Below are 20,069 nucleotides of genomic sequence, written 5' to 3'. Positions count from 1 at the left end.
TCAGGGTCAGAGGGCGCTGGACAACGGTTCAGGACAGCCCGAGCTCGTTGTCGATGAAGTCGAACAGCTCGTCGTTGGAGGACGACCCGATCCGTTCGGCCATCTCGACAGTGGAGTTGGCGTCGTCGGAAGCCTCGCCCAGCTTCTCCAGGAGCTCCTTCAGCCGCCCGGCCACCTTCGTGCGGGTCTCGCTGTCGTCCATCACGTTGGAGAGCAGCGGCTCCAACTTGTCGAGCTCGGCGAAGACCACGGGCTCCCCCGTGCCGCCGTCCGGCAGGAGCTCCTCCCGCAGGTGGTCCACCAGCGCCGTGGGGGTCGGGTAGTCGAAGACCAGCACGGCCGACAGTCGAAGACCCGTCTCCGCGTTGAGCCGGTTGCGCAGTTCCACCGTGGTCAGGGAGTCGAAGCCCATGTCCTTGAAGGCCATGTCCGGCTCCACCGTTTCCGGCGAGCCATGACCGAGGACCGTCGCCACCTGCACCCGCACCAGGTCCAGCAGAGCCCGGTACTGATCGGCCGCGGAGAGACCGGCCAGGCGGTCCCGCAGCGATCCGGTGCCGGTCCGCGCGGTCTCCACCGCCGTGACCCGGCGCCGGGGAACACGCACCAGACCGCGCAGCAGAGCGGGCACCTCACCGGTGCGGGCCTGGACGCGCAGGGCGGCGAGGTCCACATGGGTCGGCACGAGCACGGTCTCGTCGGTTCCCAGCGCGTCGTCGAACAGCGCGAGGCCCTCTTCCGAGCTGAGCGCGTTCAGCCCGGCCCGCGCGATGCGCTGGAGGTCCGCCTCGCCGAGATCCCCGGTCATCTCGCTGCGCTGCTCCCACATGCCCCAGGCCAGGGAGACCGCGGGCAGGCCGAGCGCGCGGCGCTGATGCGCCAGGGCGTCCAGGAAGGCGTTCGCCGCGGCGTAGTTGGCCTGGCCGCCGCCACCGAAGTTGGAGGAGGCCGAGGAGAACACCACGAAGGCGGAGAGGTCGAGGCCGCGGGTCAGCTCGTGCAGATGCAGCGCCGCGTCCACCTTCGGACGCAACACCTTGTCCACCCGCTCCGGCGTCAGCGACTCCACCACACCGTCGTCCAGCACACCCGCCGCATGCACCACCGCGGACAGCGGACGCTCCGACCCGATCCCCGCCAGCAGACTCTCCACCGACGCCCGATCGGCCACATCACAGGCCACAGCCCGCGCCTGCGCACCGAGCCCGGCCAGCTCCGCCACCAACTCCGCCGCGCCCGGCGCCTCCACGCCACGACGACTCGTCAGCACCAGACGCTCAACACCGTGCTCCACCACCAGATGACGGGCCAGCAGCGCGCCCAGACCACCGGTGCCACCCGTGATCAGCACCGTGCCACGGCCGTCGAACGGCGTGGTCTCCGGCTCGGGCCGGTCCTCGGCCGGGGCCACCCGGGCGAGACGCGCCGCGAGCACGCGTCCGTCGCGCACGGCCACCTGCGGCTCCTCGGCGGTCAGGGCCGTCCGGAGCACCGACGACACCTCGCCCTGCTCCTCCGGGTCCAGGTCCACCAGGAGGAACTTCCCCGGGTGCTCGGTCTGCGCGGAGCGCAGCAGGCCCCATACGGCGGCCTCGGCCGGGGTGCGCACCTCGTCGGAGGAGCGGGCGCCCATCGCGCCGCGGGTCACGTACACCAGGTAGGAGTTGTCGAACCGGTCGTCGGTGACCCAGGTCCGCACCAGTTCCAGCGCGCGGTACGTGGTGCCGCGCACCCGTCCCGCCAGGTCCCCGCCGTCGTCGATGCCGACCGCCTCCGCGGCGCCCGCCACCATGACGACGTCCGGCGCCGTGGCCCCGGAGTCGATCGCCTCGCGCAGCGCGGCCAGATCCGCGTACGACGCCACGTCGGCGCCCTGGGCCGCAAAGCTGGAGAGCACCCCCAGGTCGTCGGTGCCCAGCACGGCCCAGGTGCCTTCGGAGGCGGGGGCCGGCGCACCGACGGGGACGGGGGTCCAGTCCAGCCGGAAGAGCGAGTCATGCCCGGCCGCCGGGGAGCCGGCCGACTGGATCTGCCCCTCCGCGACCAGCCGCAGCACCAGGGAGTCGGCGGTGGCCACGGCGCGGCCGCTGGTGTCGGCCACCGCGAGGCCGATCGAGTCGGGCCCCCGCGAGCTGAGGCGCACCCTCAGTTCCGAGGCGCCCGTGGCCCGCAGCGACACGCCGGTCCAGGAGAACGGAAGCCTGGCGAGGCCCGCCTCCTCCTGGGGTACGAACATGACGGCCTGAATCGCCGCGTCCAGCAGGGCGGGGTGCAATCCGAACTTCCCGGCGTCCGAGGCGTTCTCCTCCGGCAGGCGCACCTCGGCGAAGACCTCGTCACCACGGATCCACACCGACCGCAGCCCCTGGAAGACCGGGCCGTAGGCGAAGCCACCCGCCGCCATCCGGTCGTAGACGTCCTCGATGTCGATCCGCGCCGCGCCCTCCGGGGGCCATACGGCGAGGTCGGCCTGCCCGGTCTCGTCCGGCGCGCCGCTTTGGGCGAGCAGGCCGGAGGCGTGCTGGACCCACGGCTGCTCCATGGTGGGGTCTTCCAGCCGGGAGTACACGTTCAGCGTGCGCGCGCCGTTCTCGTCCGGTCCGCCCACCGCCAGTTGGAGGTGCACCGCGCCCCGCTCGGGCAGCGGCAGCGGCGCCGTGAGGGTCAGCTCCTCGACCCGGTCGCATCCCACCTGGTCGGCGGCGTACAGGGCCAGTTCGAGGAAGGCGGTGCCGGGCAGCAGGATCGTGTCCTGGACCATGTGGTCGACCAGCCACGGGTGCGTCTGCGGCGAAAGACGGCCGGTGAACAGGAAGCCGTCCGCGTCGGGCAGTTCGACGGCGGCGCCCAGCAGCGGATGCGTCGGCGGGACGAGCCCCACCGCGGTGACATCGCTGGCGAACGTCGACAGGGCCTCCAGCCAGTAGCGCTCGCGCTGGAAGGCGTAGGTGGGCAGCTCGACCTGCCGGGCGTGACGTCCGGCGAAGGTCTGCGCCCAGTCCACTCCGACGCCGTGCACGTGGAGTTCGGCCAGCGCGCTGGTCAGCGCCAGTGTCTCGGGTCGGTCCTTGCGCAGCACCGGCACCAGGACCGGCTCGGTGGTCCCCTCGGGCCGGTCCGCCACGCAGTCCCGCGCCATCGCGGTGAGCACACCATCGGGGCCGACCTCGACGAACCTGGACACGCCCTGCGCTTCGAGCGCCCGTACGCCGTCCGCGAACCGCACCGCCTCCCGGACATGCCGGACCCAGTACTCCGCGGAGCACACCTCGTCGGCGTTCGCCGCCTCGCCCGTCACATTCGAGACCAGGGCGATGGACGGTGCCTGGAACGACAGTTCCTCGACGACCTTGCGGAAGTCGCCCAGCATCGCGTCCATCCGGGGCGAGTGGAAGGCGTGGCTGACCTTCAGCCGGCGGATCTTACGGCCCTGCCGCTCCCACTCGGCGGCGATCTCCAGCGCCGGTGCCTCGTCGCCCGCGATGACCACGGAGGTGGGGCCGTTGATGGCGGCGATGCTCACCTCGGCCTCACGACCGGCCAGCGACGGAGCGATCTCGTCCTCGGACGCCTGCACCGCCACCATGGCTCCGCCCTCGGGCAGCGCCTGCATCAGCCGCCCACGCGCCGCGACCAACGTGCAGGCGTCCTCCAACGAGAACACCCCGGCCACATGGGCGGCGGCGATCTCACCGATGGAGTGGCCGATCACCACATCCGGCGCCACACCCCACGCCGACAGCAGCCGGAACAACGCCACCTCGACCGCGAACAGCGCGGGCTGGGTGAACGCCGTCTGATCCAGCAGCTCGGCGTCCGCGCTCCCCTCCGCCGCGAACACCACATCCCGCAGCGGACGGTCCAGCAGACCGTCCAGATGCGCGCACACCTCGTCCCACGCGTCGGCGAACGCCGGGAAGGCGTCGTACAGCTCCCGCCCCATGCCCAGGCGCTGCGCACCCTGGCCCGAGAACAGGAACGCCGTCTTGCCGGCCGCTCCCGCCACGCCGCGTACGACGCCGGGCGCGGTCTCGCCCTTCGCGAGGGCCTCGAGGCCACGCAGCAGGTCCGCGCGGTCCTCGCCGACCACGGCGGCCCGGTGGTCGAAGAGAGATCGGGCCGTCGCCAAGGAATAGCCGACGTCCACAGCGGGCATGGACTCTTCGGTGGCGGTGGCCAGTTGGCCCCGCAGCCGTTCGGCCTGGCCCCGGAGGGCGGCGTCGGTCCGGCCGGACAGGATCCACGGCACCGGGGCCGCGGTGGAGTCCGGGGCCTGTGCGGCCCGCGGCGCCTGCGGCTCGTCGTCGGTCGGCGCCTGCTCGATGATGGTGTGCGCGTTGGTACCGCTCACGCCGAAGGCGGACACCGCCGCCCTGCGCGGGTGGTCCCGCTCCGGCCAGGGCATCGCCTCGGTCAGCAGCTCCAGATCGCCCGCCGACCAGTCCACATGCGGCGACGCCTCGTCCACGTGCAGCGTCTTGGGAAGGGTGCCCTCGCGCATGGCCATCACCATCTTGATGACCCCGGCGACACCGGCGGCGGCCTGCGTATGACCGATGTTGGACTTGATGGCGCCCAGCAGCAGCGGCTGGCCCTCGGGGCGGCCCTGGCCGTAGGTGGCCAGCAGCGCCTGCGCCTCGATCGGGTCGCCGAGCGGAGTGCCGGTGCCATGGGCCTCGACCACGTCCACGTCGGCGGAGACCAGCCGGGCTCCGGCCAACGTCTGCTCGATCAGCCGCTGCTGCGACGGGCCGTTGGGCGCCGTCAGACCGTTGGACGCGCCGTCCTGGTTGATCGACGAACCCCGGATGACGGCCAGCACCTTGTGGCCGTTGCGCTGCGCGTCCGACAGCCGCTCCACGAGCAGCATGCCCACGCCCTCGGACCAGCCGGTGCCGTCGGCGTCGGCGGAGAACGCCTTGCACCGTCCGTCGAAGGACAGCACGCGCTGGGCGCTGAACTCGATGAACGTGCCCGGCGTGGCCATGATCGTCACACCGCCGGCCAGCGCCACGGAGGCCTCGCCCTGGCGCAGCGACTGGCAGGCCAGGTGCAGGGCGACCAGCGACGACGAACACGCGGTGTCCACCGTGACGGCCGGCCCCTCGAAGCCGAAGGTGTAGGAGATACGGCCGGAGGAGACGCTGGGGGCGCTGCCGAGTCCGAGATACCCCTCCACTCCTTCGGTGTCGCTCAGGATGCGTGAACCGTAGTCGTGGTAGTTGGAGCCGACGAAGACTCCGGTCTGGCTTCCGCGTAGCGCCACGGGGTCGATCCCGGCGCGCTCGAACGCCTCCCAGGAGGTCTCCAGCAGCAGCCGCTGCTGCGGGTCGATCGCCATCGCCTCACGGGGCGAGATCCCGAAGAACGCCGGGTCGAAGTGGCCCACCTGGTCGAGGAAGCCGCCCGCCCGGACGTAGCTCGTACCGGACTTCTCGGGGTCCGGGTCGTAGAGACCGTCGATGTCCCAGCCACGGTCCTCGGGGAATCCCGAGATCACGTCCGCACCCGCCATCACCAGGTCCCACAGCTCCTCGGGGCTGCTCACCCCGCCGGGGAACCGGCAGCTCATGCCGATGATGGCGATGGGCTCATCGGTGGCCATGGGCTTGTCGAGCCCCTCCGGCCGCTGGGGTGCGGCGGTGGTGGCACCCGCGGTGACCGGCTGGTCGCCGAACATCTCGGTGTACAGGTACCGGGCCAGCACCGTGGCGGTCGGGTAGTCGAAGACACAGGTGACCGGCAGTCGGAGGCCGGTGACCACGCCGAGGCGGTTGCGCAGCTCGACGGCGGTCAGCGAGTCGAAGCCGAGGTCCCGGAAGGCCCGGTCGGCCTCCACCGCGTCCGCGCTGTCGTAGCCGAGGACGTCGGCGGCCTGGTTGCGCACCAGCTCCAGCAGCAGCTTGGGCTGCTCGGCAGGGGGCAGCTCCGCCATCTCCCGGCGCAGCGCGGAAATGGCGTCGTCGCCGTCGCCGGTGTCCGCACCAGTGGTGGCAGCGGGGCGGTTCAGCTCGGGCAGCTCACGGAACAGCGCGCTCGGACGTGAACCGACGAACTCCGGCCGGAAGCGATCCCAGTCGATCTCGGCGATGACCACGAAGGTCTCGTCCAGTTCAAGCGCCTGCTGCATACCGGAGATCGCCAGCTCGGGCACCATTCCGACCATGCCGGAACGGTCCATCCGCTCGCCGACGTCGCCGGAGCCGAGGCCGCCTCCGGCCCAGGCGCCCCAGGCGATGGAAGTCGCCGGAAGGCCGTCCGCACGCCGCTGCAACGCCAGCGCGTCGAGGTAGGCGTTACCCGCCGCGTAGCTGCCCTGACCCGGACCGCCCAACGTACCCGCCCCGGAGGAGAACAGCACGAACGCCGACAGATCCATCCCCGCGGTCAGCTCATGCAGATTCCGGGTCGCGTCCACCTTCGGACGCAACACCCCGGCCGCCCGACGCACCGTCAGCGCGTCCACCACACCGTCGTCCAGCACACCAGCCGTATGCACCACGGCCGTCAGCGGGAACTCCCGCGGAATCGCGTCCAGCACCGCGGCCAGCGCCGCACGGTCCGCGGCGTCACACGCCGCCACCGTCACCCGGGCACCGAGCCCCTCCAGCTCCGCCTTCAACTCGGCGGCACCCTCGGCCTCCATACCACTACGGCTCGTCAGCACCAGATGCTCAGCACCGGTACGCGCCAGCCAGCGGGCCACATGGCCACCCAGCGCACCCGTACCACCGGTCACCAGCACCGAACCCCGGCTCTGCCACGACTCCCGGCCCCCGGCGTCCTCAGCCGCCGAGACCCGCACCATGCGCTTGGCGAACACACCGGAGCCGCGCACCGCGACCTGGTCCTCGCCCTCCGTGCCCGCCAGCACTCCGGCCAGACGGGCCACCGCACGGCCGTCCATGGTCTCTGGCAGATCGACGGCACCGCCCCAGCGCTGGGGATACTCCGCCCCGACGATCCGCCCCAGGCCCCACACCATCGCCTGCACCGGGCTCACCAGCCGGTCGGAACGCCCCACCGACACCGCACCCCGAGTGCCGCACCACAGCGGAGCCACCACACCCGCGTCACCCAGTCCCTGGACCAGGCCCACCATGGCCGCCAGTCCGGCAGGCACCACCTCGAACGTCGTGTGCCCCGACTCGTCCAGTCCGAGGAGCGAGAACACGCCCGCGACGCCCGAGGGCTCCACCCCGGCCTCGTCGAGCGCCCCGCCCAGCCGCTCCGCCACTGTCCAGCGGTCGTTGCCGGATCCGTCCAGCACCACTCGGACGACGTCGGCCCCGCTCGTCCCCAGCCCGTTCACCGTGGCGGTCACCAGGGCATCGTCGGCGTGCGACGCGGGAAGGACGACGAGCCAGGTGCCCGAGAGGGCCGCCGCGGTGGCGGACGCCTGTGGCTTCCAGACCACCTGGTAACGCCAGCTGTCCACCGTGTTCTGCTCACGCCGCTGACGGCGCCAGGACGACAGCGCCGGAAGCAGCGCCGTCAGCGACGACTGCTGCTCCTCGTCGTCCACCTCCAGCGTGCGGACCAGCGCCTCCAGGTCCTCGCGCTCCACCGCCTCCCAGAAACGGGCGTCCACCGCGTCCACGGCCAGACCGTCGACGGTGGCGGACAGCTCCTCGGCCGACACATCCAGCCAGTACCGCTGACGCTGGAAGGCATAGGTAGGCAGCTCCACCCGGTGGGCACCGCGGCCCTCGAGCAGGGCGGTCCAGTCCACCGTGACGCCGCGGACGAACACCTCGGCGGCGGAGGTCAGGAACCGCTCCGGGCCGCCCTCGTCACGCCGCAGCGTGCCGACGACCACGGCCTGGGTCTCGGCGGCCTCCACGGTCTGCTGCACCGGCAGAGTCAGCACCGGGTGCGGGCTCGCCTCGATGAACACGGAGTGGCCGTCGTCCAACAGCTTTCGAGTGGTGGCCTCCAGCTCGACGGTCTGCCGCAGGTTCCGGTACCAGTACTCCGCGTCCAGACCGGTGGTGTCCACCAGCTCGCCGGACACCGTGGAGTAGAACGGCACCTCGGACGCGCGGGGCTCGATGCCGGCGAGGACCTTCAGCAGCTCCTCGTGGATGGCCTCGACGTGCGCGGAGTGCGAGGCGTAGTCCACCGGGACCCGGCGGACCCGGATCTCCTCGCCCTCCAGCTGGGCGACCATCTCGTCCAGCGCGCCCGGGTCTCCGGAGACCACGACGGAACCGGGGCCGTTGACCGCGGCAACCGAGATTCCACCGTCCCAGGCGGCGATACGGTCCCTGACCTGGTCGACCGGCAGCCCGACCGACACCATGCCACCACGACCGGCAAGGCCCACCGCGATCGCCTGCGACCGCAGGGCCACCACCTTCGCGGCGTCCTGCAGCGACAGCGCACCCGCGACACACGCCGCGGCGATCTCACCCTGGCTGTGGCCCATCACGGCATCCGGCTCGACACCCACCGAACGCCACAGCTTCGCCAGTGACACCATCACCGCGAACAGCACCGGCTGAACGACATCCACCCGGTCAAAACCGGGAGCGCCCTCGGCACCGCGCAGCACATCCGTCAACGACCAATCGACATACGCCGACAGGGCCGTCTCACATTCGGCTATCGACTCCGCGAACACCGGCGAGGACTCCAGCAACCCCACCGCCATGCCCACCCACTGCGCCCCCTGACCCGGGAACACGAAAACCGAGCGGCCGGCGTCGCCGGTCCTCCCCCGCACCACTCCGTTCGCCGCGGTGGCGTCCTCGGCGACCGCCTCCAGACGCTGGAGGAGTTCCTCACGGTCGGCCCCGGTGACCACGGCCCGGTGCTCGAAGGCGGACCTGGTCGTGGCGAGCGACAGCGCCACGTCCGCCGCGTTCAACTCCGGGCGCTCCGTGAGGAATTCGCGGAGCTGCCCGGCCTGCGCACGCAGCGCCTCGGCGCCACGGCCCGACACGACCCACGCCACCGGACCGTCGGCGACCTCGGCCTCAGTGGCCTCGGCCACCTCGGACTCCGGAGCCTGCTCCAGGATGGTGTGCGCGTTGGTGCCACTCATGCCGAACGACGACACGGCGGCGCGGCGCGGGTGATCCCGGTCCGGCCACGGTGTCGAGTCGTGCAGAAGGGAGACGGCGCCGCCGGTCCAGTCGATATGCGGCGAGGGCTCGGCCGCATGGAGCGTCTTCGGCAGCACGCCCTCCCGTATGGCCATCACCATCTTGATGACCCCGGCGACACCGGCGGCGGCCTGCGTGTGCCCGATGTTCGACTTGATGCCCCCCAGCCACAACGGCTGGTCCGCGGGCCGGTCCTGCCCGTACGTGGCCATCAGCGCCTGCGCCTCGATCGGGTCACCCAGTGTGGTACCCGTACCGTGCGCCTCCACCGCGTCCACCTCGGCGGCGGACAGCCGGGCGCTGGTCAGCGCCTGCCGGATGACCCGCTGCTGCGAGATGCCGTTGGGCGCCGTCAGACCGTTGGAGGCGCCGTCCTGGTTGATGGCCGAACCCCGGACGATGGCCAGCACCTGGTGGCCGTTGCGCTCGGCGTCGGACAGCCGCTCGACGAGCAGCATGCCGACGCCCTCACCCCAGCCGGTGCCGTCGGCCGCGGCCCCGAACGGCTTGCACCGGCCGTCCGCCGCCAGGCCACGCTGCCTGCTGAACTGGACGAACGCCGATGGCGTGGACATCACGGTGATGCCACCGGCCAGCGCGAGCGTGCACTCGCGCTGGCGCAGCGCCTGAACGGCGAGGTGCAAGGTCACGAGGGACGACGAGCACGCCGTGTCCACGGAGAGCGCGGGGCCCTCGAGACCCATGGTGTAGGAGATCCGGCCGGAGACGATGCTCGCCGCGTTGCCGGTGCCCGAGTGGCCCTCGACATCTTCCAGGCTCTCGGCCGCGCCGAGCATGAGCATGGAGTAGTCCTGGCCGTTGGTCCCGACGAACACACCGGTCCTGCTGCCCCGCAGGGATGTCGGGTCGATGCCCGCCCGCTCGACCGCCTCCCAGGATGTCTCCAGCAGCAGCCGCTGCTGCGGATCCATCGACAGCGCCTCGCGCGGCGAGATCCCGAAGAACGCCGGATCGAATTGGCCGGCGTTCTCCAGGAAACCGCCCTCGGTCGTATAGCTGGTGCCGGGACGGTCCGGGTCCTCGTCATAGAGGGCGTCGATGTCCCAGCCACGGTCCATGGGGAATTCCGAGATCGCGTCGGTGCCGTCCGCCACCAGGCGCCACAGGTCCTCGGGAGAGTTCACCCCTCCGGGGAACCGGCAGCTCATGGCGACGATCGCGATCGGTTCCTGGTCCGCTGACTCGGCCTCGAGCAGGCGCTGGCGAGTCTGCTGGAGATCCGCGGTCACCCGCTTGAGATAGTCGAGAAGCTTCTCTTCGTTCATTGTTATGTCACCCATGGAAGTAGTAAGGAACGACCCTCGGGAACCGACCGCGCCAGCTCAGGAGATCCCGAGCTCCTTGTCGATGAAGTCGAACATCTCGTCCGACGTCGCCGACTGAATCTTGTCCGAAACCGCCTTCTTGCCCGAATTGCTGGAATCCTGCTCCGCCTCTCCCCACTTCAGAAGGAGCGTCTGCAAGCGCGTCGTGATCCTCGGCCGGTCCACGTCGTCGGCGGAGATCGTGGCCATCGCCGCTTCGATCCGGTCCAGCTCGCCGAGGATCGGTGCGGCCGCCGAGATCCCGTCCTCAACTACGTCGGTACGCAGTCGGCGGGCGAGCGCCACGGGCGTCGGGTGGTCGAAGACGATCGTCGCGGGCAGGCGCAGGCCCGTCGCAGCGTCCAGCCGGTTGCGCAGTTCGACGGCGGTCAGCGAGTCGAACCCGAGTTCCCGGAAGGCCCGCTGGGACTCGACCGACTCCACCGACGGGAAGCCCAGCACCATCGCCACCTGTGTGGTGACCAGGTCGAGCAGCGCTCGTTCCTGCTCCGCCTCCGACATTCCGGCAAGCCGCTCGCGCAGTTCCGAGCCACCGGTCTCGAACTGCGCGGCGGTACCACCGCCGATCGCGGCCTCCAGGATCCGCCGCGCCTCGGGCACCTCGTCCAGCAGTCGGCTGGCCCGAACGGCGACGTAGGAGGGTACGAATCGCTCCCAGTCGAGGTCGGCGATGGCCAGGTGCGTCTCCTGCAGGTCGAGGGCCTGCTGGAGGGCCTTGACCGCCAGTTCCGGGGTCATCGCGGCCATGCCGCCGCGCCGCAGCCGGTCCTCCAGCGCCCCGTCGACCGCCATGCCGCCCTCGGCCCACGGGCCCCAGGCCACCGAGGTGGCCGCCAGGCCCTGGGCCCGGCGCTGCTGCGCCAGGGCGTCGAGGTAGGCGTTGGCCGCGGCGTAACTGCCCTGCCCGGCCCCGCCGATGGCTCCGGCGAGCGAGGAGAAGAGCACGAACGCGGACAGGTCGAGGCCCTCGGTCAGCTCGTGCAGATTGCGAGCCCCGTCCACCTTGGGACGCAGCACGCCCGCGACCCGCTCCACCGACATCGAGTCCAGGACACCGTCGTCCAGGACGCCCGCCGCGTGCACGACGGCGTTCAGCGGATACCGCTCCGGGATGGCGGCCAGTACGCCGGCCAGGCCATCGCGGTCTGCTGCGTCACAGGCCGCGATGGTCACCTCGGCGCCCAACGCGGTGAGCTCGTCGCGCAGTTCGGCCGCGCCGTCGGCCTCCAGGCCACGGCGGCTGGTCAGCACCAGGTGCTCGGCGCCGGCACGTGCCAGCCACCGGGCCACCTGGCTGCCCACTCCCCCGGTGCCGCCGGTCACCAGCACCGACCCCCGCGCGCTCCACGGCCGAGCCGCGGTCTGCGGCGCGGTGGCCCGCACCAGGCGCCGGGTGAACACGCCGGACGTGCGCACCGCCACCTGGTCCTCGAACTCGCCCGCGCCGCCGCCCAGCACACCGGACAGCCGGTTCGCGGCCCGCTCGTCGAATGTCTCCGGGAGGTCGACCAGACCGCCCCACAGCCGCGGGTGCTCCAGACCGGCGACCCGGCCAAGCCCCCACATCTGCGCCTGGGCGGCGCTGCGCAGGGTGTCGGATCCGGTCACCGACACGGCGCCTCGTGTCGCCACCCACAACGGGGCCTCGACACCGGCGTCCACCAGTGCCTGCAACGCGACGAGGTTCAGCGCGAGCCCTTGCGGCACGACCGCGTGCTCGGGGCTGGGACTCTCGTCCAGGGCCAGCAGGGAGAGAACCCCGCTGACGGCCGCGTCGGACGCGCCCTCGGCCGCCGTGCGGAGCCGCTCGGCGACCGCCGCGCGGTCGACGTCGGCCGCGCCGTCGAGCTCGATCCGCGCCACCTCCGCGCCCTGCCGCTCCAGCATGGTCACCGCGGAGGTGACCAGCTCGTCGTCGGCGTACGACTGGGGAACCATGACCATCCAGGTCCCGGTCAGCGCCCGCTCCGAGAGCTCGGACACCGGGGTCCACGCGATCTGGTAGCGCCAGCCGTCCACCGTGGACCGCTCACGATGGCCCTTGCGGTAGGACGACAGGGCGGGGAGCACCTCGGTCAGCGAGGCGTTTCCGTCCACGTCCAGCGCGGTGGTCAGCGCCTCCAAGTCCTCACGTTCGACCGCGTCCCAGAACCGGGCGTCGACCGAATCCGCGGCGGCGGATGCGGTGGAGTCGTCGCTCTCCGGAGCGTCCAGCCAGTAACGCTGCCGCTGGAACGCGTACGTCGGCAGCTCGACCCGCCGGACGTCCTCACCGGCGAACAGGGCCTCCCAGTCCACGGTGACGCCGTGGACGTGGAGTTCGGCCAGGGCCGCCGTCAGCGCCTGGGCCTCCGGGCGGTCCTTGCGCAGCGCGGGCACCACGACGGGGGCCGAAGTCTCCTCCACTGTCAGGCACTCCCGCGCCATCGCCGAGAGCACCCCGTCGGGGCCCACCTCGAAGAACCTGGTCACGCCCGCGTTCTCCAGGGAGCGCATCCCGTCCGCGAAGCGCACCGCCTCGCGGACGTGGCGCACCCAGTACTCCGGCGAGCACACCTCATCGGCACCCGCCGACTTGCCCGACACGTTGGAGACCAGCGCGATCGAGGGCGGGGCGAACGACAGCCCCTCGACGACCTTGCGGAAGTCGTCCAGCATCGCGTCCATACGGGGCGAGTGGAACGCGTGGCTGACCCGCAGTTGGCGGGTCTTACGGCCCTGCTCCGCCCACTGTCCGGCGATCTCCAGCGCCGCGGCCTCGTCGCCCGCGATCACCACGGAGGTCGGCCCGTTGACCGCGGCCATGCTCACCTCGGCCTCACGACCGGCCAGCGACGCCGCGATCTCTTCCTCGGACGCCTCGACGGCGACCATCGCACCCCCCTCGGGAAGCGCCTGCATCAGACGGCCACGGGCGGCCACCAGCGTGCAGGCGTCCTCGAGCGAGAACACCCCGGCCACATGCGCGGCGGCGATCTCACCGATGGAGTGACCGATCATCACATCCGGGGCGACACCCCACGCGGACAGCAACCGGAACAACGCCACCTCGATGGCGAACAGCGCCGGCTGGGTGAACGCCGTCTGATCCAGCAGCTCGGCGTCCGCACTGCCCTCCGCCGCGAACATCACATCCCGCAGCGGACGATCCAGCACCACATCCAGATACGCGCACACCTCGTCCAGCGCACGGGCGAACACCGGGAACGCCTCGTACAGCTCCCGCCCCATGCCCAGGCGCTGCGCACCCTGGCCCGAGAACAGGAACGCCGTGATGCCCGTGGGAGTGGCGACCGAGCGCACGACCCCGGGAGCCTCCTCACCGGTGGCGACGGCTTCCAGCCCGCCCAGCAGCTCCGCACGGTCCGCGCCCGTCAGCACGGCACGGTGTTCGAACACCGACCGGCTGGCGACCAGGGAGTAGCCCACGTCCTTCAGGCTCAGTTCCGGCCGTGCGGTCAGATGCGCCCGCAGCCGCCGCGCCTGGGCGCGCAGCCCGTCCGCGCTCCGGGCGGAGAGCGTCCAGGGTGCCGCGCCACGGTCGTCGGGAGCCGTCGCCTCGGCCGGTCGCTCGTCCTCCGCGTCCGTCGGGGCCTGCTCGATGATGGCGTGCGCATTGGTGCCGCTGACGCCGAACGCGGAGACACCGGCCCGGCGCGGCTGACCCGTCTCGGGCCACTCGGTGGCCTCGGTCAGCAGCCTCACCTCGCCCGCCGACCAGTCCACCTGCGGCGAAGGCTCGTCCACGTGCAGCGTCTTCGGCAGCACACCGTGCCGCATCGCCATGATCATCTTGATGATGCCGGCGAGTCCGGACGCGGCCTGGGTGTGTCCGATGTTCGACTTCAGCGCGCCCAGCCACAGGGGCCGGTCCTCGGGGCGCTGCTTGCCGTAGGTGGCCAGCAGCGCCTGCGCCTCGATGGGGTCGCCCAGCGACGTACCCGTGCCGTGTGCCTCCACCGCGTCCACCTCGGCGGCCGACACCCCGGCGTTGGCCAGCGCCTGGCGGATCACCCGCTGCTGCGAGGGGCCGTTGGGCGCCGTCAGACCGTTGGACGCACCGTCCTGGTTCACGGCCGAGCCCCGCACGATGCCCAGTACCTGGTGGCCGTTGCGCCGCGCGTCCGAGAGCCGCTCCACGAGCAGCACATCGGCGCCCTCGCTCCAGCCCGTACCGTCCGCCGCGGCCGAGAACGGCTTGCAGCGGCCGTCCGGGGCAAGCCCGCCCTGCCGGCTGAACTCGACGAAGGCCATCGGAGTAGCCATAACCGCCACACCACCCACCAGCGCCATGGAGCATTCGCCCTGACGCAGCGACTGACAGGCCAGATGCAGTGCCACCAACGACGACGAGCAGGCCGTGTCCACCGTGACGGCGGGGCCCTCCAGGCCGTAGGTGTAGGAGAGACGGCCGGAGACCACGCTGCCGGAGTTGCCGGTCAGCAGATGGCCCTCGACGTCCTCGGGCACCGTCTCCAGGTTGGTGCCGTATCCGGAGCCCGAGAAGCCCACGAACACACCGACCTGGCTGCCCCGCACCGACGCGGGGTTGATGCCCGCCCGCTCGAACGCCTCCCACGAGGTCTCCAGCAGCAGCCGCTGCTGGGGGTCGGTCGCCAGCGCCTCACGGGGCGAGATCCCGAAGAACCCGGGGTCGAACTCGCCCGCGTCGTAGAGGAATCCGCCTTCACGGGCGTAGAACGTGCCCGGCCGGTCCGGGTCCGGGTCGTACATGCCCGACAGGTCCCAGCCGCGGTCCGACGGGAAGGAGGAGACGGCATCGCCGCCGCTCTCGACCAGCTGCCACAGGTCCTCCGGGCTCCGCACCCCACCGGGGAAACGGCAGCTCATGGAGACGATCGCGATGGGATCGTCGTCCGCGCCGACCCCGGCGGGAGCCCCGGATCCGGTGGCCACCGCCGGGGACGAGGTGCCCAGCACCTCGGTGCGCAGATGCGCCGCGAGCGTGGCGGCGCTGGGGTAGTCGAAGACCAGCGTGGCCGGAAGACTGAGACCGGTCTCGGCGGCCAGCCGGTTGCGCAGGTCGACCGCGGTCAGCGAGTCGAAGCCCAGATCGCGGAAGGCCCGGTTCGGCTCGACCATCTCCGCGGAGGCGTAGCCGAGCACGGAGGCGGCGTGCTTGCGCACCAGATCGAGCAGCGCCCGGTCCCGCTCGCCCTCGGTGAGGGGCTTCAGCCGCTCGCGCAGCTGCGCCCCGGCGGCGTCGGCGCTCTCGCCACCGTCGCCCTTCGTCTCCAGCGCCCGGACCTCGTCGAGGTCGCTCAGCAACGGGCTGGGGCGGACCGCGGTGAACGAGGGCGCGAACCGCTCCCAGTCCACGTCCGCGACCGTCACCACACCGTCGTCACCGGCCACCGCGCGCTCCAGAGCGGCGATCGCCAACTGGGGTGCCATCGCGGGCAGTCCACGCCTCGCCAGCTGCTCCCCCGCGTCGTCCCGGGTGGCCATGCCGCCTTCGGCCCACGGGCCCCAGGAGACGGCGGTGCCCGCGAGGCCCCGCGCACGGCGCTGCTCCACCAGCGCGTCCAGGAAGGCGTTTCCGGAGCCGTAGACGCCCTGGCTGCCGCCGCCCCAAATACCGGAGATGGACGAGAAGACCACGAACGCGTCAAGCTCACGGTCGCCGAGCAGCTCGTCCAGGTTGACGGCGCCCGCCACCTTGCCCGATACCACCCTGGCCGCGTCCGCGAGCTCCGTCTCCAGCAGGGAGGCCGCGATCGTGACACCCGCCGCGTGCACCACTCCGGTGAGCGGCTGGTGCTCCGGCACGGCGTCCAGGACGGCGGCCAGCGCGTCGCGGTCCGCCGCGTCGCACGCGGCCACCGTCACCTCGGCGCCCATGCCCTCCAGCTCCGCCTTCAACTCGGCGGCGCCTTCGGCCTCCAGACCGCGACGGCTGGTCAGCACCAGGTGCTCGGCACCGCTGCGGACCAGCCAGCGGGCCACCTGGCCGCCGAGCCCGCCCGTGCCGCCGGTGACCAGCACCGTGCCACGCGCCCGCCACGACGTCTCCTCGCCGACGGCCGGGGCGGACCGCACCAGACGGCGTACGAAGACACCGGAGCCGCGGACCGCGACCTGGTCCTCGCCGCCCTCGGCGGACAGCACACCGGCCAGCCGCTCCGCACCGCGCCCGTCCAGCGACTCGGGCAGATCGACCAGACCGCCCCACAGCGGCGCCAGCTCCAGCCCGGCCACCCGGCCCAGCGCCCAGATCATCGCCTGCGCCGGGCTGGTGAGCCGGTCCGAACGGCCCACCGACACGGCGCCACGCGTACCGCACCACAGCCGGGCCGGGATGTCGGCCTGCACCATGGCCTGCACCAGCACCAGGGTCAGCGCATAGCCGCCCGACAGCGCCGGGTGGCCCGGGCAGGGCTCCTCGTCCAGGGCGAGCAGCGACAGCACACCGCCCAGCTCGGGCGTCTCCGCGGCCACCTCGCGCAGCCGCTCCGCCAGCGCGTCCGCGTCGAGGTCCCGCTCGTCCACCGTGACCGGGACCACGCCCGCGCCATGCCGCTCGAGCCCGGCGACAACGCCGGAGACCAGTTCGTCCTCGGCGCGGGATGCCGGAACCACCACCAGCCACGTCCCCGACAGCGAGCCGTCGGCGACGTCGGAGAACGGCTTCCACGACACCCGATAGCGCCAGCCGTCGATCGTGGACTGGTCGCGGTTGTTGCGGTGATACGCGGAGAGGGCGGGCAGCACCGCGCTCAGCGGCGCCTCACTGTCGACGGCCAGCGTCCCCGCCAGCGACTCCAGGTCCTGGCGCTCCACCACGTCCCAGAACCGCGCGTCGACGGAGCCGGTGGCATCGGCCACGCTTCCACTGGGCGGCAGGCCGAAGCCGTCCAGCCAGTAGCGCTCGCGCTGGAAGGCGTAGGTCGGCAGCTCGACACGGCGGGCGCCACGGCCCTCCAGGGTGGTGAGCCAGTCGACCTTCTTGCCGCGCGCGAACACCTCGGCGGCGGAGGTCAGGAACCGCTCCAGGCCGCCCTCGTCACGCCGCAGCGTGCCCACGACCACGGCCTGGGCCTCGGCGGCCTCGACGGTCTGCTGAACGGGAAGGGCGAGCACGGGGTGCGGGCTCACCTCGATGAAGGTGGTGTGTCCCTTGCCGAGGAGTGCGCGGGTGGTGGCTTCCAGCTCGACGGTCTGGCGGAGGTTGCGGTACCAGTACTCCGCGTCCAGACCGGCGGTGTCCACCAGCTCACCGGTCACCGTCGAGTAGAACGGCACCTCGGACGAACGCGGCCGAAGGTCCGCCAGGACCTTCAGCAGCTCCTCGTGAATCGCCTCCACGTGTGCGGAGTGCGAGGCGTAGTCCACCGGGACCCGGCGGACCCGGATCTCCTCGCCCTCCAGCTGGGCCACCATCTCATCCAGCGCACCCGGGTCACCCGACACCACGACCGAGCCGGGACCGTTGACCGCCGCGACGGAAATCGCGCCGCCCCAGGCGGCGATACGCTCCTTGGCCGCATCCGCCGACAGGCCGACCGACACCATGCCACCACGACCCGCGAGCCCCGCCGCGATCGCCTGCGACCGCAGGGTGACCACCTTCGCGGCATCCTCCAGCGACAACGCACCCGCCACACACGCCGCGGCGATCTCACCCTGGCTGTGACCCATCACGGCATCCGGCTCCACACCCACCGAACGCCACAGCTTCGCCAGCGACACCATCACCGCGAACAGCACCGGCTGAACGACATCCACCCGGTCAAAACCGGGGGCACCGTCAACCCCGCGCAGCACATCCGTCAGCGACCAGTCCACGTAAGCGGACAGGGCCGTCTCACACTCGCCGATCGCCTCGGCGAACACCGGCGAGGACTCCAGCAGCCCCACGGCCATGCCGGCCCACTGCGCCCCCTGGCCGGGGAACACGAACACCGAACGGCCGCGCACGTCCGCCACGCCACGCGTGACACCCGAGGCGATCTCGTCCCCGGCCAACGCGCCGAGCCGCTCCAGGAGTTCCTCGCGGTCGGCTCCCGTCACCACCCCACGGTGCTCGAACACCGACCGGGACGCCACCAGCGAGAGCGCCACATCGGCGGCGCCCAGCTCCGGGCGCTCGGCCACGAACTTCCGCAGGCTGCCCGCCTGGGCCCGCAGACCCGCCGCGCTCCGGCCGGACACCACCCAGGCCACCGGGCCATCGGCGCCCTCGGCCTCGGCCTCCTCAGCCGCCTCGGCCTCCGGGGCCTGCTCCAGGATCGCGTGCGCGTTCGTCCCGCTGATGCCGAACGAGGACACGCCCGCCCGCCGGGGCTGCTCCGACTCGGGCCAGGGGGTGGACTCGTTCAGCAGCCGGATGTCACCCTCGGTCCAGTCCACCTGGCTGGACGGCTCATCCGCGTGGAGTGTCTTGGGCAGGACGCCGTTCCGTATGGCCATCACCATCTTGATGACCCCGCCGACACCGGCGGCGGCCTGGGAGTGGCCGATGTTGGACTTCAGCGAGCCCAGCCACAGCGGCTTGTCCGCCGGCCGGTCCTTGCCGTAGGTGGCCATCAGCGCCTGCGCCTCGATCGGGTCGCCCAGCGACGTACCCGTACCGTGCGCCTCCACCGCGTCCACATCGGCCGGTGTCAGGGCCGCGTTGCTCAGCGCCTGGCGGATCACCCGCCGCTGCGAGGGGCCGTTGGGCGCCGTGAGCCCGTTGCTCGCGCCGTCCTGGTTGATGGCCGAGCCCCGGATGACGGCCAGCACCGGGTGTCCGTTGCGCCGGGCGTCCGAGAGCCGCTCCAGGAGGAGCAGGCCCACGCCCTCCGCCCAGCCCGTGCCGTCGGCGCCCGCGCCGAACGCCTTGCACCGTCCGTCGGGGGCCAGCCCGCCCTGGCGGCTGAACTCGACGAACATGCTGGGGGTGAACATCACGGCCACGCCGCCCGCGAGGGCCAGTGAGCACTCCTCCTGACGGAGCGCCTGGCAGGCCCAGTGCAGCGCCACCAGCGACGACGAGCAGGCGGTGTCCACCGTGACGGCGGGCCCCTCGAGGCCCAGGGTGTAGGCCACCCGCCCGGAGACCACGGAGGTGGCGTTGCCCGCGAGCATCAGCCCCTCCACGTCCGGGGGCATCTCGCTCACGCCGGCGCCGTAGCCGGAGGGCGAGGCGCCGACGAACACACCGGCCTGGCTGCCCCGCACCGACGCCGGGTCGATTCCGGCGCGCTCGAACGCCTCCCAGGCGGTTTCCAGCAGCAGCCGCTGCTGGGGGTCGGTGGCGAGCGCCTCCCGCGGGCTCATGGAGAAGAAGCCGGGGTCGAAGTCGCCGGGGGTTTCCAGGAATCCGCCCTCGCGGACGGAGAAGGTGCCGGACCGCTCCGAGTCGGGGTCGAAGAAGCCCTCGACGTCCCAGCCCCGGTCGGGCGGGAACTCGCTGATGGCGTCGCCGCCCTCGGCGACGAGCCGCCACAGCTCCTCCGGCGTCTTCACGCCCCCGGGGTACCGGCAGCTCATCGCCACGATGGCGATGGGCTCCCGGTCCCGCTCCTCCACCTGCCGAAGTTGCCGACGAGCCTGACGCAGGTCTGCCGTCACCTTCTTGAGGTAGTCAAGGAGTTTTTCGTCTTCCGCCACT

General features: G+C 72.2%; 2 protein-coding genes. Both read right to left on the bottom strand.

Going from position 1 to position 20,069, the window contains the following annotated elements; genetic code table 11:
- Window positions 1–28: 28 nt before the first annotated feature.
- Window positions 29–10,393 (bottom strand): type I polyketide synthase, encoded by a 10,365-nt coding sequence (locus CGL27_RS45920; RefSeq protein ID WP_119993605.1) that lies wholly within the window; start codon window positions 10,391–10,393, stop codon window positions 29–31.
- A gap of 57 nt (window positions 10,394–10,450) precedes the next feature.
- Window positions 10,451–20,068 carry a type I polyketide synthase gene (locus tag CGL27_RS45915; protein WP_119993603.1) on the bottom strand — a complete coding sequence of 3,206 codons (9,618 nt, stop codon included), beginning with the start codon at window positions 20,066–20,068 and terminating at the stop codon, window positions 10,451–10,453.
- Between the last annotated feature and the right edge of the window lies 1 nt (window position 20,069).

Origin of the sequence: Streptomyces sp. 11-1-2, assembly GCF_003595545.1 — a bacterium.
GTDB lineage: Bacteria > Actinomycetota > Actinomycetes > Streptomycetales > Streptomycetaceae > Streptomyces > Streptomyces hygroscopicus_B.
This window is presented reverse-complemented; position numbering and strand designations above follow the sequence as displayed.

What these genes read in the sequence shown, in the direction of transcription:
- CGL27_RS45920 (WP_119993605.1), bottom strand. Translation starts at nt 10,393, where the DNA reads ATGAACGAAGAGAAGCTTCTCGACTATCTCAAGCGGGTGACCGCGGAT.